We start from the raw sequence: 15,232 nt of genomic DNA, 5'->3' as shown, positions 1-15,232 counted from the left end.
AAACGGGTACGGAAAAGGCGATGGCAACGCTGGACAATATTGATCGCCGGCTTCTGGCGGAATTGCAGGCTGAAGGCCGCGTTACGAATGTGGATCTCGCGCGGCGCGTGGGTCTTACGGCGCCACCATGCCTGCGGCGTGTCCGTGCGCTGGAAGAAGACGGCGTCATTCGCGGCTATCATGCCGATCTCGATCCCTCGAAGCTCGGCTTTGCGATTACCGTTTTCGCCATGGTCAGCCTGCGCAGCCAGGCGGAAGAGGATCTTCGTGCCTTTGAAGACCATATCAAGGATCTGCCCGATGTGCGCGAATGCCACATGCTTAATGGCGAGATCGATTTTATCCTGAAAGTGGTCAGCAAGGATTTGCAGAGCTTCCAGGAATTCCTCACCAGCAAGCTGACCCCGGCGCCCAACGTCGCCAGCGTCAAGACATCGCTGACGATCCGTACTTCAAAGAATGAGCCGGGCGTCCCGCTGACCTGATTTTCCCGCTCTGCGCGGTTTTCATTTCTGAAAGCACCATAATTTTCCGGCTTTGATGCAGGTCAAGGCGGGATGGCGCGATTCGTCTATTCCTGCTGACAGGTGCTGAACGGGAACAGGAAGGCGCTTCCAGATGGCATATGACAGCATTCTGAATGCCGCAGCGATCGGAACGATGTTGCTCGCCGGTGGAAACGGTGTCGCGCAGAAGGCGGCGAAGCCGGATGTTAGCCACCATCCCATTCTGTTCGGTGATCCGGCGGTGGAAATTGCCGCCAATACTGCGGCGGCGAACCATCCGCCCGCACGCAAGGCCCGAATTTAGCAGCCGACCCCCTCCGGCTGCTCTTCCCAAGCCTCACCCTTTGCCCTGGGTCAGGCTTCCTTCACCGGGTTCTCCGATGTTCGGAGACCCGGTGTCTTTTTTGTCTTCATGCGAGGTAATGGCCAGGATGCGCCGCCATCAGGCATCGCGCGTGGCCAGCCACTCCTCAAGCCATTTGATCGAGTAATCGCCGTTCAGAATGTCGGTCTGCTCCAGCAATGCCTCGTGCAGGGGGATCGATGTCTTCACACCGTCGATGACCATTTCCTGCAGCGCGCGGCGCAGGCGCATGATGCAACCTTCGCGTGTGCGGCCGTAGACGATCAGCTTGGCGATCATCGAATCGTAATAGGGCGGGATCGTATAACCGGCATAAAGCCCGCTATCGACGCGCACATGCATACCGCCCGCTGCGTGATAATTCGTGACCTTGCCCGGGCTGGGGGTGAAGGTGAACGGATCTTCCGCATTGATGCGGCATTCGATCGCATGGCCGGTGAAGCGCAGTTCATCCTGCGTCACCGACAGCGATTTGCCATCGGCAATGCGAATCTGTTCACGCACCAGATCCATGCCGGTGATCGCTTCGGTCACCGGATGTTCGACCTGCAGGCGCGTGTTCATTTCGATGAAATAGAACTCGCCATTTTCCCACAGGAATTCGATCGTTCCCGCACCGCGATAGCCCATTTCCGCCATCGCCTTGGCCACGATACCGCCCATCTTCTCCCGCTCTTCAGGAGAAATGACGGGGGAGGGGGCTTCCTCCAGAACTTTCTGGTGGCGGCGTTGGAGCGAACAGTCACGTTCGCCCAGATGGATCGCGTTGCCATTGCCGTCGCCAAAGACCTGAAATTCGATATGGCGCGGATTGCCCAGATATTTCTCTATATAGACGGTGTCGTCGCCGAAGGCGGCCTTGGCTTCGTTGCCGGCCTGTTTCATCAGCGTTTCGAGCTTTTCGGGGCTGTCGCACACCTTCATGCCGCGTCCGCCACCGCCGGCCGCAGCCTTGATGATGACGGGATAGCCGATTTTGTCTGCAATTTTGGCTGCGATGGCCGGATCGCTGATGGCGCCGTCCGATCCCGGCACCAGCGGCAGGCCAAGCGCACCTGCAGTTCGCTTGGCTTCCACCTTGTCGCCCATGGTGCGGATATGTTCGGGCTTGGGCCCGATCCAGGCAATGTCGTGAGCTTCGACGATTTCGGCGAATTGCGCGTTTTCCGACAGGAAGCCATAACCGGGATGGATCGCATCGGCGCCGGAAATTTCCGCCGCGGAAATGATCGCCGCCGTGTTCAGATAGCTTTCCGTGGCAGACGGCGGGCCGATGCAGACTGCATGATCGGCCAGCCGGACATGCATCGCTTCTGCATCCGCGGTGGAATGCACAGCCACCGTTTCGATACCCATTTCATGGGCCGCACGGTGGATGCGCAGCGCGATCTCGCCGCGATTGGCGATCAGGATACGGGTAATGGCCATCGGATCAGCCGATAACGACCAGCGGCTGGTCATATTCGACCGGCTGGGCGTTCTCTACCAGGATCTTCGTCACCGTGCCGCTTTCAGAAGCGGTGATCGGGTTCATCACCTTCATCGCTTCCACGATCAGCAACGTATCGCCTGCCTTTACCGTATCGCCGACCTTGATGAAGGCTGCCGCACCAGGTTCGGGCGACAGATATACAGTCCCCACCATGGGCGATTTGATCGCATTGGCCGGGATCGCAGCTTCATCCGCGACGGGCGCTGCCAGGGCCGCTGGCGCGGCTTCAGCAGCGGCAGGCTGCATGGCCGGAGCCATATGCATCGCCTGCGGCACGGCGTTCACGCCACGCGCCACACGGATTTTGCGATCGCCGTCTTCGACTTCGATCTCGGTCAGGCCGGTATCGGCCAGCATATCGGCAAGTTCGCGCACGAGGCGCGTATCGATTTTCATGCCATTGGCGCCCTTGTTGTCGGCCATTCACTCCTCTTCGGGTAGCTTCTCAGGGCTGGGCCTATGCGAGCTGAGTGATTGCATGGCAAGTACTTGCGGTCACGGCACTCACAACTTCGCCGCAGCTTCCAGCGCCAGTTCATAGCCATACGCACCGAATCCGGCGATCGTTCCCAAGGCTGCCATGGCGACATAGCTCTTGTGGCGATAGGCTTCGCGCGAATGCGGATTGGAAAGGTGGACCTCGATCACCGGTGTCTTCACCGAACGGATCGCGTCATACAGGGCCAGGCTGGTATGGGTCAGCGCCCCGGCATTCAGCAGGACGGCCTTGGCCCCTTCGGCCTGTGCTTCGTGCAGCCAGTCACACAAATGGCCTTCATGATTCGACTGCCGCATCTCGATATTCAGGCCGAGCTCCTTCGCCCGGTCTTCGAGCCGGCCCGCAATATCGTCGAGCGTGTCGGCACCGTAGATTTCCGGCTCGCGCACGCCCAGCAGGTTGAGATTCGGCCCGTTAAGGACATAGACGGTGTCGGTCATTGGAAATTTCCTCGTTCTTTGGCGCGGGCCATAGCGGCAAGCCCGGGTGAGGGCAAAATTTCCGTCGGTTACAGGCTTAGCGGTCCGTGCCCCTGGCCTTGCCCCATTGCCGCGCCGCGGTGTAGCCCAGATAGCCCGTGCCGAAGAGGGCGTAGAGGGGCTCTGGCAAGCCGTTGAGATAGGCATTCATCCCGACCGCTATCCCTTCCGCCGTGGCCGGATCGAATGCAGCCAGCACGCCCATCGGCAGGGACCACAGCAACATGGCATACATGACATAGAGAAAGCTGGGCCGTGCGCGGCTGGTCCATGGATCGTTGGAATTGGCTTCCGCCACGATTGCGGAAAGCCGCGCCTCGATTGCCTGCATTTCCTGCGTGCCTTCCAGCCGCATCAGTTCCAGGCGAGCCTTTTCCCGCGCTTCCTTGTCGGGAATTACCTTGTCGATGATGGATGTGATCGGGCCAATCAATGTTTCGATAATGGCCATGCCATGTTCCTCCGCGCGAATCGTGATTGACGCCGCTAGTTGGCGCGGTTCGCTGTAGGAAAGGCGAAAAACGGTCGGTCAGAGCCGTCCGCAGCCGTAAATTTTGGAGGATTGCCACTGGTCGGGACGACTGGATTCGAACCAGCGACCCCCACACCCCCAGTGTGATGCGCTACCAGGCTGCGCTACGTCCCGATCCAGTGGAGCGCGGCCTATAGATACCTGATTCCCGCATGGCAAGTGCGGCGTTTGCCGGGCTTGATTGCCAGTCTGTGGCTTTGCTGCTAGGCGCGGCGGCCATCGGGTCGGGGGAGGCTGAATGCCGCTCCCTGCACCTGCAACGATATCCGGAATTTTCCGGCCTGATAGGGCTTAACAATGCTTGATTTTCTTGCCGCCGGCGCAGCCGGTGCCGCTCCTCCGGGATGGATGCAGTTTCTGCCCATTATCGGCATGGTGGCGATTTTCTGGTTCCTGATCATCCGTCCGCAGATGCGGCGGCAGAAGGCGCACCAGGCCAAGATCGCTTCCGTGAAGAAGAATGACCAGGTCGTTACGGCCGGCGGTGTCATCGGCAAGGTGGTCCGGGTGGACGATGATTATGTCGATCTGGAAATCGCCCAGGGCGTGAAGGTGAAGGTCGTGAAGTCGACTCTGGGCGATATCGTTCCGCCCGGTGGCAAAGCGGCGAATGACTGAGATCGCCAGCTAACGGATAGCGCCGACAATGCTCGATTTTCCCCCTTGGAAACGTGTCTTCCTGTGGTTGATCATTCTGGTCGCGATTGCCGCGATGTTGCCTTCGGCCGTCACGCTGGCGGGCGGGAAATGGCCTGAATCGCTTCCCGATCCGGAAATCAATCTCGGTCTCGATCTTGCCGGCGGTAGCCATATCCTGCTGGAAGCTGACCCGTCGCAGGTGGCGAACCAGCGGCTGGAAACGATGGAAGAATCCGTGCGCACCGTGCTGCGCGATGCCGAACCGCGCGTGCGGATCGGGGATATTTCGACCTCGGATGGCCGGCTGTCCTTCCTGCTTGACGATCCCTCGCAGGTCGATGCCGCGCGGGATCTGATCGAACCGCTGACCACTGGCGCGGGCCTTACCGGCCAGCGCGACTGGACGATCGAGGTCGTCGACGGCAACCGTTTCGTCATCACCCAGACACAGGCTGGACTGGAACTGGCTGTCACACAGGCGATGGACAGCGCGACCGAAGTTGTCCGCAAGCGTATCGACGCGCTGGGCACGCGCGAACCCAACATCATGCGCCAGGGCGATGAACGGATCGTGGTCCAGGTGCCGGGCTTGCAGGATCCGCAGCAGCTGAAAGATCTGCTGGGCCAGACCGCCAAGCTCGAATTCAAGCTGGTCGACCAGAGCGTGCTGCAATCCGATATCCAGCAGGGAATTGTTCCGCCGGGCAAGGAAATCGTTCCTTACGCGGCGCAATCCCGTTTTGCCGGATCGTCGATCGTGGTGAACCGGTTGGGCGGAATTCGTGGTGATTCGCTCACCAATGCGCAGCAAACCTTCGATGCGCAGACCAACGAGCCGGTCGTTTCGATCACTTTCGATCCGCAGGGCGGTGCGCGATTTGCCCGCATGACGAGTGAGAATGTGGGCAAGCCCTTCGCCATCATCCTTGATGGCGAGGCGCTGTCGGCACCCAATATCAACGAACCGATCCTGGGCGGCACGGCGCAGATTTCGGGCGGTTTTACCGTGGAAACGGCCAACCAGCTCGCCATCGCATTGCGGTCGGGCGCCTTGCCGGTTGATCTGGCCGTTGTGGAAGAACGCACGGTTGGCCCTGATCTGGGCGCCGATTCCATCCGCAAGGGCCTGATTGCGATGACGGTCGGTTCGCTGCTGGTCATCCTGCTGATGATCGCCAGCTATGGCCGCTTCGGCGTTTATGCCACCTTCGCGCTGGTGCTTAACGTGCTGATGATTCTCGGCATCATGTCGATCATGAACACGACGCTGACCTTGCCCGGTATTGCCGGCTTCGTGCTGACAATCGGCGCGGCGGTGGACGCCAACGTGCTGATCAACGAACGAATTCGCGAAGAACGAAAGCGTGGGCGACGGGTAATCGCCGCCGTGGAAAATGGCTACAAGGAAGCCAGCCGCGCGATCTATGACGCGAATATCACCAACTTCATTGCAGGTGTTCTGCTGTTCCTGTTCGGCTCCGGTCCGGTGCGCGGTTTCGCCATCGTTCTGATCATCGGCCTGTTCACCAGCGTGTTCACCGCCGTGACCATGACCCGCATGTGGGTCGCCGCGTGGCTGCGCAAGGCGCGCCCGACCGACCTGAACGTGTAGGGGGATAGATGATGCGACTGCTCAAACTCGTCCCCGATAATACGAATATCCACTTCCTGAAGTGGCGCCTGCCTTTCTATGTGGTCAGCGTGTTGCTGATTATCGCCAGCTGGGGCCTGGTGATGACCAAGGGTCTCAACTACGGCGTCGATTTTGCGGGCGGCCTGGAATTGCAGGCATCCTTCACCGAAAGCCAGGAAGCGCCGATTGCCAGGCTTCGCGAAGAAGTCGGCGGGCTGGGCTATGGCGAGCCGGTGATCCAGCGCTTTGGCGATGAGAACCAGGTTTCGATCCGTATGCGCCTGCCCGACGAGGTCTCGGGCGACAAGGCGGCTGCGGACCGGATTTCGGACGAAGTCGTGAACACGCTTCAGGCAGAATTCCCGGACTTCCGGCTCGATTTCAAGGGCACGGTTTCGGGCAAGGTGTCGGGCGAATTCCGCACCACGGCCCTCTACGCGTTGCTTTTCGCCATGCTGGCCATCTCGATCTATATCTGGATCCGGTTTGAATGGCAGTTCGGCGTCGGTGCGCTGTTTTCCCTGTTCCACGACGTGTCGCTGACGCTGGGCATGTTTGCGCTGTTCCAGCTGGAATTCGGGCTGCAGATTGTGGCCGCGATCCTGGCGATTATCGGCTATTCGCTTAACGATACGATCGTGGTTTATGACCGCATTCGTGAAAATCTGAAGAAATACCGCAAGATGGGCATGGTCGAATTGCTCGACCTGTCCGTTAACGAGACCCTGGCGCGTACGGTGATGACCTCGCTGACGCTGCTCGTGGCCCTTCTCCCGCTGCTGTTGTTCGGTCCGGCCAGCCTGTTCGGTCTGACAGCCGGTATTACGCTGGGTCTTTTCGTCGGCACATACAGCTCGGTCTATATGGCCGCGCCGATCCTTACCTGGCTGGGTGTCACCCCGGACAGCTTCGTGCCCACTGAAAGCGTGGTGGACAAGCAGGAACGCAAGACGCGCGGAGAAGCCTGATTTTGCCTGGCGGCCGGTCAGCCGGCCGCCAGCAATCGATCGTAATAGGCTGATAATGCCTCTGCATTCGCTTCCCAGCTGAATTGCGCAACGCATTCCGCCACCGCCTCCGGCGAAGGCGGGTCTGACAGCAGATCCTCCAGGGCGCGTGCTATCGCATCGGGATCGCGCGGGACGATACGGCCTGCTTGTGGGCTGGTAACCAGTTCGCGCGCGCCGCCGGCATCCGTAATGATCAGTGGGGTGCCGCAGGCCAGCGCTTCGACCCAGGCATTAGCGAGCCCTTCGCTGGCAGAGGGCAGCACCATCGCATCTGCTGCCGAAAGCACGATGGGCAGGCTTGCGTGATCCAGCAGGCCGAGAAAATGGACCCTATCTGTCAGCCCGGCTTCCGCGGCGAATTTTTCCAGTGCCGCGCGGTCCGGTCCGCCACCCACCAGAGCCAAATGAACCGAGGGCATACGGGCCAAGGCGCGGATCACATATTGCTGCCCCTTGCGCGGAATCAACGCGCCGACGGTTGCGATAAGGGGGGCGCTTTCCGGCATTGGCAGGCCTAGTTCCTCCGCCATACGCCGGCAGCTGCGTTTGCGGCCGAGGGGGCGGAAGAGGCTGCGGTCGAGCCCGGTATAGTGCACCGTGATCTTCTCACGCGGGAGGCCGATTTCGGCCATGTCATCGGCCAAGGCTTTGCTTACTGCCAGCAGACCTGCCGCCTGCCGCGCCGCATGGCGCATCTTGCGAAGCGCATAGGCCTTGTGCCCCCAGAGCGAGATATCCGCGCCCCGCGCCTTGATGGAGAGAGGCAGGCCAAGCTCTGAGGCGATTCGCGCGGCGGCCGGGCCATCTGGATAGAAGAACTGGGCATCGACCAGGTCGAACGGGGCGAGCGCATGCAGCCGCCGGGCAAGGGGAAGCACTGCCCGCACGATCATGCCGGGGTTGAACGGGCCGCCCACCGCCGGGATCAGTGTAAAACGCGGGCGATGAACGATCACGTCCTGTTCCACCGCAGTCACGGCGGCTGCGGCCAGCGGCTTGTACCGGCCCATCGGCACTGGGGGGACGCCAATGGGATTGATTACGGTAACGTCCCATTCCTTGCGCGCGGCGAGCGCTTCCATCTGCCGTGCGACGAAAGTGCCGAAGCGCGGCTGATGGCCGTTGGGATAGAGCGTGGCGATGGAGAGAAGGCGGTTCATGGCGCGCTCAAAGCTTGCGGACAAGCATCTCCGCCACGGCCAGCCACGCTGGCTTGTCGACCACGATCTGCCGTTGCCCGGCTCCGGGGGTAACAGGCCGACCATGCTGCCCTGACGGTCGATCAATCGCCCGAAAGCGAAGCGGCCGCCGGACCGGGGAACCAGAACATCGCGATTGATGATCTTCGGCGCATCTTCGGGCGGCAGCTGGCGCAGCCATAGCTGATCGCCGGCGCGATATTCGCCCTGCGGGACTTCCACGGAAAGGCACAGCAACGGGGCTTCACCGCCGAGATCGGCAGGGAGAATGGCATCGCGCGGGGCTGCCAGCGCTTCGGCGCCGCTTTCGGTCAGCCGGGCGACCAGTTTTGGCGTGCCTTCATTTTCACCCTTTACCAACAGTTCCGGGTCCACGCCCAATGCGGCCCCGATACGGTTCATCCAGGTGAGCGAGAGATTGCGCATACCTGTTTCCAGGCGCCCGATCGTCTGCGCCGTAGTGGGCGGATCGCAGGCGGCCGCCACTTCGGCCAGCGTCATGTTCTTCTGCTTGCGGATATCGCGAATACGATTGATCACCGCTGCTCTCCTGTAACCAATCTGGTTTTTCTGATTTCCTACAAACATTCCATTTTGGCAAGGGGCCGGCGCGACTGAAAAGGGAGATTCGCATGGCCCACCGCAAATTGGTTGAACGGGAACTGACAGAAGAAGGGCCGCGCCGCAGTGGCGGCGTGACGCGGCGGCGGCGCAGCGTGACCGTGAATGTCGCCGAAAGTCCGCTGACCTGGTTGCACGCACATGGGCATCTGGAAGATCGCCTGTATGATGCAGGGGAGAGATTACGTGCGGATTACGAACGCGCGCAACTGGCGCCAGGCGTTACGATGCGTTGGGATCCGGTAAGGATCAAGGGCGGGCCGGACCGGGGCCTGTCTCCTACAGAGCGGCAGATTGCCGCGCGCGAACGCTTTGGCGGGGCGATAGATGCGGCGGGCAAGGGGCTGGAGGATATTCTCTGGCGCGTGGTCTGCGCCGGAGAGACGGTTCCTGTTGCCGAAAAGGCCCTGCAATGGCCTGCGCGCAGCGGCAAGCTGGTGTTGAAACTGGCGCTGGACCGGGTGGCGGATTTCTACCGGATCGGGTGAGGCAAGATGGACTTGTGAGTCCCCGCGCAGGCGGGGACCTCCTTCGGTTAGGTGCCAAGCTCTCTTGAGTGAGAGACTTGCGGCTTGAGGTCCCCGCCTGCGCGGGGACTCACAAAGGAAGCGGCGCCCCGCCTGCGCGGGGGCTCAGATAAGGACGCCCTTACCCGTCGACCAGCTCTGCCAGTTCCAGCCAGCGTTCCTCGGCCGCTTCCTTTTCGGCGCGGGCGTTTTCCACGCCCTTGCTGATATTGGCGAAGCGCTGCGGGTCGCTGGTATAGAGGTCGGGGTCGGACAATATCTGTTCGCCCCGGGCAATGGCAGCTTCCAGTTCCTCGATCCGGCCAGGCAGCAAATCGTAATCACGCTGGTCCTTGAAGCTCAGCTTGTTGCTTTTCGGCGGCGGGGGAGGGGGCGGGGATGTGCTTTCCGCCTTGCTTTCGGCCTTCTTCGTGGACTGGGCGTTGCGCTGGCTGCGCTTGGCCTCCCAGTCTTCATAACCACCGGCGACCACGTCCACGCTGCCACTGCCATCAAGGCCCAGCGTTACCGTCACCGTCCGGTCAAGAAAGTCACGGTCATGGCTGACGATCAGCACGGTGCCGTCGTAATCGGCGATTACTTCCTGCAGCAGGTCCAGCGTTTCCAGATCCAGATCGTTGGTTGGTTCGTCCAGCACCAGCAAATTGGATTTGCGCGCGAATTCACGTGCCAGCAACAGGCGTGAGCGCTCCCCACCGGACAATGTGCCGACCCGTGCATCCACCAATGACGGATCGAACAGGAAGTCCTTCAGATAGGCCTGCACATGTTTGCGGTTGCCGCGCACATCCACCCAGTCGCCGCCTTCGGCCAATATGTCGCGTACGCGTTTTTCAGGCTGCAGCAGGCTGCGCTGCTGATCGATCATTACGCCGCTTAGCGTCTTTGCCAGCGTGACCGTGCCCTCGTCGGGTTCGATTTCGCCGGTGAGCATCTTCAGCAGCGTGGTCTTGCCCGCGCCGTTGGACCCGACAATGCCGATCCGGTCACCGCGCTGGATCCGCAGTGAGAAATCGCGGATCACGGTGCGGTCGCCGTAACGCTTGGTAACACCTTCGGCGACGATCACGGACTTGGTTTTTACATCGTCTGTCGCCAGTTTCATCCTGGCTGTGCCTGCCGGGCTGATCATCGCCGCGCGCTGGGCGCGCATCTGGTGGAGTTTTTCCAGCCGGCCCTGATTGCGCTTGCGCCGCGCGGTCACGCCACGTTCCAGCCAATGCGCTTCGATCTTCAGCTTGGCGTCCAGCTTGTCGGCCGCGCGCGCTTCCTCGGCATAGACTTGTTCTTCCCATGCCTCATAGCCGCCAAAGCCCACTTCCTTGCGCCGCATGGAGCCGCGATCGAGCCACAATGTCGCGCGGGTCAGGCGTTTCAGGAAGGTCCGGTCATGGCTGATGACCATGAAGGCGCCCTTGTATCGGCCGAGCCAGCTTTCCAGCCAGTCGATCGCTGCCAGATCCAGATGGTTGGTCGGCTCGTCCATCAACAGCAGGTCGGGATCCATCGCCAGCGCGCGCGACAGGGCGGCGCGGCGTTTTTCACCGCCGCTGGCAGTGGCGGCGGGCCGTTCCATGTCGATTCCGAGCTGGCCGGCAATTGCCTCCACCTCGTGCCGCTGGGGCGCATCATCGCCCGACAGCGCATAATCCATCAGCGTTTCGCAGCCGCTGAAATCCGGTTCCTGCTCCAGCGTGACGATGCGTGTCCCAGGCTGGACCGAACGCGTGCCTTCATCCGCCTCGATCTCGTTCGCCACGAGCTTGAACAGGGTGGTCTTGCCCGCGCCATTGCGGCCGATCAGGGCCAGCCGGTCGCGCGGGGCGATGTGAAGGTCCAGATTGCGAAACAGCCATCGGCCGCCTTGCTGCAGGCCCAGGCCTTCCCAGGATAGGATTGGTGCTTCCGCCATGGCGGCGCAGTTAGGCGCAGGAATCCTTTCAGACAAGGAACCGGTTGGTTCAGCAGTGCGTAAGCGGATCGGGCGCAGCACCGGCGCCACAGGTAGTCTTGGAGAAAAACATAATGATCCGCACTGCATTGCCACTTGCCGCCGCCGCCATGGTTGCCGCGCCTGCCGCCGCCGCCGAAATCCAGATCCAGGCCAATGGCCCGGTCGTGGAAATGACGGTGAATGAAAATATCGAGGCGGAGCCGGATATCGCAAATGTCAGCGCCGGGGTTTCCACCCGGGCACAGACCGCCGTGGCCGCAATGCAGCAGAACGCGCAGGCGATGAGCAAGGTGATCGCGCGTATCAAGGAACTGGGCATTGCGGATCGCGATATTCAGACCAGCGGCATCAATCTCGGGGCCCGGTATGATTATGACCAACAGAGCCGTGAACAGGTTTTCCGCGGATATGAAGCAAGCAACCGCGTCAGCGTGAAATTGCGCGATATCCAGAAGACCGGCGAAGTGCTGGACGCGCTGGTGGCGGCCGGCGCCACCGATCTGGGCGGGCCGGACTGGTCGATCGAGGATGACAGTGCCGCCCGCGCACAGGCGCGCGAACAGGCCATGGCAACCGCATTGGCACAGGCGAAGGATTATGCCCGCATGGCCGGCTATTCCGGTGTCCGCCTGCTGGAGATCAATGAATCCGTTTCCTACCAACAGCCGGGGCCGCAGTTTCGCAAGGCCGCTGCGCCGGTTGCGGCCGAATCGACCCCGGTCGAACCCGGCATGGTCCAGTCCGGTGTCACCGTTACGGTGAAATACGAAATGACCAATAATGGCTGAACGGCAAGCGGCGGCAGCATTCACATCTTGTTCAATGCGGCTCTTCTAGGCAAACAAGGGACATGACCAAGCTGATTGCCTCTATCGCCGCCGCCGCTTTGCTGGCGGGTGGTCTTGCCGCTCCGGCGGCTGCCCAGTCGCGCGGGGACCAGAAAAGCGCGCGCGAGGAAATGAAGGCCGGCAGGACCATGTCCTCCAGCGAGATCGAACGCCGGATCGTGCCCAGGATGAAGGGCGATTATCTCGGTTTCGAATATGACGGCGTGGCCAGTGTATATCGCCTGAAATTCATTCGTGACGGTCGCGTGACCTGGGTGGATGTGGATGCCCGCACGGCCCGGGTGCTGCGCGTTTCAAAATAAGCCCGGTTCGCCGAATGTTGGCGGAAACGGGGATCAGGTTGACGCGTTTCGGGCAAAGGCCCACATGCTCGGGCCGCGTCACAGCAGGGGATCTCAGATGCGCATCCTGATCGTCGAGGACGAGCCTACGCTCGGCCAGCAACTCAAGACGACGCTTGAACAAAATGGGTATGCGGTGGATTTGTCCACCGATGGCGAAGACGGCCATTTCCTTGGCAGCACAGAGGATTACGACGCCGTCATCCTCGATCTCGGCCTCCCGGAAATTGACGGGCTGACTGTGCTGGGCATGTGGCGCAAGGAAGGGCGGAACTTCCCGGTTCTGGTGCTGACCGCACGGGATAGCTGGTCCGACAAGGTGGCCGGGCTGGACGCGGGGGCGGATGATTATCTCGCCAAGCCGTTCCAGACCGAAGAACTTATTGCCCGCCTGCGCGCGCTGATCCGCCGCGCATCCGGCAATGCCAGCAGTGAACTGACAGCCGGCGATGTCCGGCTCGATACGCGGTCCGGACGCGTTACCCTGCAGGGGGAGCCGGTGAAGCTCACGGCGCAGGAATACAAGCTGCTCAGCTATCTGATGCACCACAAGGGGAAGGTGGTCAGCCGCACCGAACTGATCGAACATATCTACGATCAGGATTTCGACCGCGATTCGAACACGATCGAGGTCTTCGTCACCCGCATTCGCAAGAAGCTGGGTGCCAATGTGATAACCACCATCCGTGGCCTCGGTTATAGCCTCGACGACCCCGACGCACCGTCCCGCGAGTGATCCCGCTCCTGGCGTAGAGGCGCAGCCCGGACCGGGCACGCCTTCGCAGGAAGACGCGATCGCCGCGGGCGCTGCGCCGCCCCATACGGGCAGCCTGTCGCGGCGCATGTTGCTGATCGCGGCGGGGTGGATCACCATGCTGCTCCTGCTCGGCGGCGTGGCGCTGGACCGGACACTGACCGGGCTGGTGACCCAGCAATTCGACGAACAGCTTGATTACATGCTGACCGCCATGATCGGTTCGGCGGAGATCGGGCCGCAGGGCGAAGTCTATTTCAACCGGCCGCTTGGCGATCAGCGCTTTCTCCAGCCCAATAGCGGCCTTTACTGGCAGATCAGCGGGGAAGGGCAGGAGGATTGGCCTTCGCGTTCCTTGTGGGACCGCACATTGCAGGTCCGCACCACCGGGTTCGAACCTGACCCGACCTTCTACGATTCCAACCAGTTCAGCGGGGAACCCCTGCGCGTGGTGGAACGCTCCGTCCAGTTACCCGGCAGCGATACGAACTGGCAGTTCGTGGTTGCCGGCAGCCGCGAGGAGCTGGACGAGCAAATCACCGAATTCCGCTCAATTCTCGTCTGGAGTTTCGCTGTCCTGGGGATTGGCCTGTTCCTGATGGCGATGCTGCAGACCTGGTACGGGCTTAGCCCGCTGCGCCGTGTCCGCCGGGCGATTGCGCGAATCCGCAGCGCGGGCACCAACCGGGTAACCGATCCGCTGCCGCAGGAAGTGCAGCCCATGGTGGAAGAGCTCAACGCCCTGCTGGCCCATGCGGACAGGCAGGCGGAAGAGGCGCGGACCCATGCGGGCAATCTTGCCCATGCGTTGAAAACGCCGCTTACCGTGCTGACCAATGCCGCCACTGCCCATGCGCCTGATCTGGACGATACCGTTCTGCGGGAAGCCGCCACCATGCGCCGGCAGGTCGATCACCATCTGGCCCGCGCCCGTGCGGTCGGGCGCCGCGCCGGCGGCCATGCCCGCGCCAATGTGCTGGAAGTGGCCGAAGCGGTGGAGCGGGCAGTTGCCCGGCTCTATCCCGATGTGCGTTTCGACATTGCCGGAAACGCTTCCGCCCAGGTGGCGATCGAGCGGCAGGATCTGGAGGAGATTCTCGGTAATCTGATCGAGAATGCGGCCAAATATGGTGGTGGCAGCGTCTTCATCACGGTCGATGCCGATCCTGCATCCGCTCAATGCGTTATCTGGGTGGAGGATGACGGCAAAGGAATTCCGGAGGCGGAGCGGGCCCGCCTTTTCGCGCGCGGGGCGCGGCTGGATACCGGCAAGCCCGGCACCGGGCTGGGTCTCGCCATTGTTCGCGATGTCGTGGAAATTTATGGCGGCAGTGTCGAATTGTCGGAAAGCGAGGATCTCGGCGGCGTTCTGGTGAGTATCAAGCTGCCGCGCACACCCGCCAATTAACGCCGCGACGGGCCAGCTTCACCTTAACTTCCTGGCAATGAATGGTTGTGACATTGTCCACCATCAGCAGGAGAGATGATGACCGTCTTGCTCGGAGAGATAGAGAGCGATCTGCGCAATGCGGAAGAACGCGGCTTTGATCGTTTCTCGGTAAGGCTGGGCTTGTGGGCTCCGGAAAAGGCCAACAGGGCGCTGATCTACAATCTGTCGCAAAGCGGCATGTTGCTGCGGGTGGAACGCGAACTGGTCGAAGGCGAGCAGATCAGGTTGCGCCTGCCCGTGCACGGGTTGACGCGCGCGACGGTGGTCCGCGTCGAGGAACTCTATGTTTATGGATGCGAGTTCGACGTGCCGATCAGCCAGTCCGTCATATCCGCCGCCCTGATGGAAGGCGGATATGATGAAAGCCAGATCGGCCGGTGACGC

Annotated in this window: 16 protein-coding genes, 1 tRNA gene and 2 pseudogenes; 11 read left to right on the top strand and 8 right to left on the bottom strand. The window is 61.5% G+C overall.

Annotated elements, in window-relative coordinates:
• Window positions 1–20: 20 nt before the first annotated feature.
• On the top strand, window positions 21–485 hold the full coding sequence (locus WYH_RS04365) for an Lrp/AsnC family transcriptional regulator (RefSeq protein ID WP_046904804.1): 465 nt from the start codon (window positions 21–23) through the stop codon (window positions 483–485).
• Between the two features lie 133 nt (window positions 486–618).
• Window positions 619–810: a hypothetical protein gene (locus WYH_RS04360; protein ID WP_046902863.1), complete on the top strand. Its 192-nt coding sequence runs from the start codon at window positions 619–621 to the stop codon at window positions 808–810.
• A gap of 138 nt (window positions 811–948) precedes the next feature.
• Here WYH_RS04360 and accC read toward each other — a convergent pair whose 3' ends face one another.
• The 5 genes from accC to WYH_RS04335 form a co-directional block, all read right to left on the bottom strand.
• On the bottom strand, window positions 949–2,298 hold the full coding sequence (gene accC, locus WYH_RS04355) for an acetyl-CoA carboxylase biotin carboxylase subunit (protein WP_046902862.1): 1,350 nt from the start codon (window positions 2,296–2,298) through the stop codon (window positions 949–951).
• Between the two features lie 4 nt (window positions 2,299–2,302).
• On the bottom strand, window positions 2,303–2,785 hold the full coding sequence (gene accB / locus WYH_RS04350; protein WP_046902861.1) for an acetyl-CoA carboxylase biotin carboxyl carrier protein: 483 nt from the start codon (window positions 2,783–2,785) through the stop codon (window positions 2,303–2,305).
• A gap of 81 nt (window positions 2,786–2,866) precedes the next feature.
• Window positions 2,867–3,301, bottom strand: a complete 435-nt coding sequence (gene aroQ, locus WYH_RS04345; RefSeq protein ID WP_046902860.1) for a type II 3-dehydroquinate dehydratase — start codon at window positions 3,299–3,301, stop codon at window positions 2,867–2,869.
• 76 nt (window positions 3,302–3,377) lie between these two features.
• On the bottom strand, window positions 3,378–3,791 hold the full coding sequence (locus WYH_RS04340; protein ID WP_046902859.1) for a holin family protein: 414 nt from the start codon (window positions 3,789–3,791) through the stop codon (window positions 3,378–3,380).
• A gap of 118 nt (window positions 3,792–3,909) precedes the next feature.
• A tRNA-Pro gene (locus tag WYH_RS04335) sits at window positions 3,910–3,986 on the bottom strand.
• A 183-nt stretch (window positions 3,987–4,169) separates the two neighbouring features.
• On the opposite strand from WYH_RS04335, the gene yajC reads away from it, so the two are divergent.
• Genes yajC through secF form a run of 3 tightly spaced genes read left to right on the top strand, consistent with a single transcriptional unit; the run spans window position 4,170 to window position 7,112 of the window.
• A complete protein-coding gene (gene yajC, locus WYH_RS04330; RefSeq protein WP_046902858.1) occupies window positions 4,170–4,490 on the top strand; it encodes a preprotein translocase subunit YajC in 321 nt (106 codons plus the stop codon).
• 28 nt (window positions 4,491–4,518) lie between these two features.
• A complete protein-coding gene (gene secD, locus WYH_RS04325) occupies window positions 4,519–6,123 on the top strand; it encodes a protein translocase subunit SecD (RefSeq protein WP_046902857.1) in 1,605 nt (534 codons plus the stop codon).
• A gap of 11 nt (window positions 6,124–6,134) precedes the next feature.
• A complete protein-coding gene (secF, locus tag WYH_RS04320; RefSeq protein WP_046904803.1) occupies window positions 6,135–7,112 on the top strand; it encodes a protein translocase subunit SecF in 978 nt (325 codons plus the stop codon).
• 17 nt (window positions 7,113–7,129) lie between these two features.
• On the opposite strand, the pseudogene WYH_RS04315 reads toward secF, so the two are convergent.
• Window positions 7,130–8,245: pseudogene (locus WYH_RS04315) on the bottom strand (glycosyltransferase); the annotation flags it as partial.
• A 76-nt stretch (window positions 8,246–8,321) separates the two neighbouring features.
• Window positions 8,322–8,893 (bottom strand): annotated as a pseudogene (locus WYH_RS16450) (helix-turn-helix domain-containing protein).
• Window positions 8,894–8,985: 92 nt separating this feature from the next.
• On the opposite strand from WYH_RS16450, the gene WYH_RS04310 reads away from it, so the two are divergent.
• On the top strand, window positions 8,986–9,462 hold the full coding sequence (locus WYH_RS04310) for a DUF6456 domain-containing protein (protein ID WP_046902856.1): 477 nt from the start codon (window positions 8,986–8,988) through the stop codon (window positions 9,460–9,462).
• Between the two features lie 160 nt (window positions 9,463–9,622).
• Here the strand turns inward: WYH_RS04310 and WYH_RS04305 are convergent, their stop codons facing one another.
• Entirely contained in the window at window positions 9,623–11,413 is a 1,791-nt protein-coding gene (locus WYH_RS04305) for an ABC-F family ATP-binding cassette domain-containing protein (protein WP_046902855.1), read from the bottom strand.
• Window positions 11,414–11,526: 113 nt separating this feature from the next.
• On the opposite strand from WYH_RS04305, the gene WYH_RS04300 reads away from it, so the two are divergent.
• The 5 genes from WYH_RS04300 to WYH_RS04280 all read left to right on the top strand — a co-directional run bounded on the left by WYH_RS04300 (window position 11,527) and on the right by WYH_RS04280 (window position 15,229).
• Complete coding sequence (locus WYH_RS04300) at window positions 11,527–12,243, top strand: SIMPL domain-containing protein (RefSeq protein WP_053833386.1); 717 nt, start codon at window positions 11,527–11,529, stop codon at window positions 12,241–12,243.
• 62 nt (window positions 12,244–12,305) lie between these two features.
• Entirely contained in the window at window positions 12,306–12,605 is a 300-nt protein-coding gene (locus tag WYH_RS04295; RefSeq protein ID WP_046902854.1) for a hypothetical protein, read from the top strand.
• Between the two features lie 97 nt (window positions 12,606–12,702).
• Window positions 12,703–13,380, top strand: a complete 678-nt coding sequence (locus WYH_RS04290) for a response regulator transcription factor (RefSeq protein WP_046902853.1) — start codon at window positions 12,703–12,705, stop codon at window positions 13,378–13,380.
• A gap of 106 nt (window positions 13,381–13,486) precedes the next feature.
• Entirely contained in the window at window positions 13,487–14,806 is a 1,320-nt protein-coding gene (locus WYH_RS04285) for a sensor histidine kinase (protein ID WP_082347813.1), read from the top strand.
• 78 nt (window positions 14,807–14,884) lie between these two features.
• Window positions 14,885–15,229: a PilZ domain-containing protein gene (locus WYH_RS04280; protein WP_169780707.1), complete on the top strand. Its 345-nt coding sequence runs from the start codon at window positions 14,885–14,887 to the stop codon at window positions 15,227–15,229.
• Window positions 15,230–15,232: the final 3 nt, after the last annotated feature.

It is taken from the genome of Croceibacterium atlanticum, from assembly GCF_001008165.2.
Classification (GTDB): domain Bacteria; phylum Pseudomonadota; class Alphaproteobacteria; order Sphingomonadales; family Sphingomonadaceae; genus Croceibacterium_C; species Croceibacterium_C atlanticum.
Note: the sequence above shows the minus strand (reverse complement) of the source record. Positions and strands in the feature narration are given on the sequence as shown.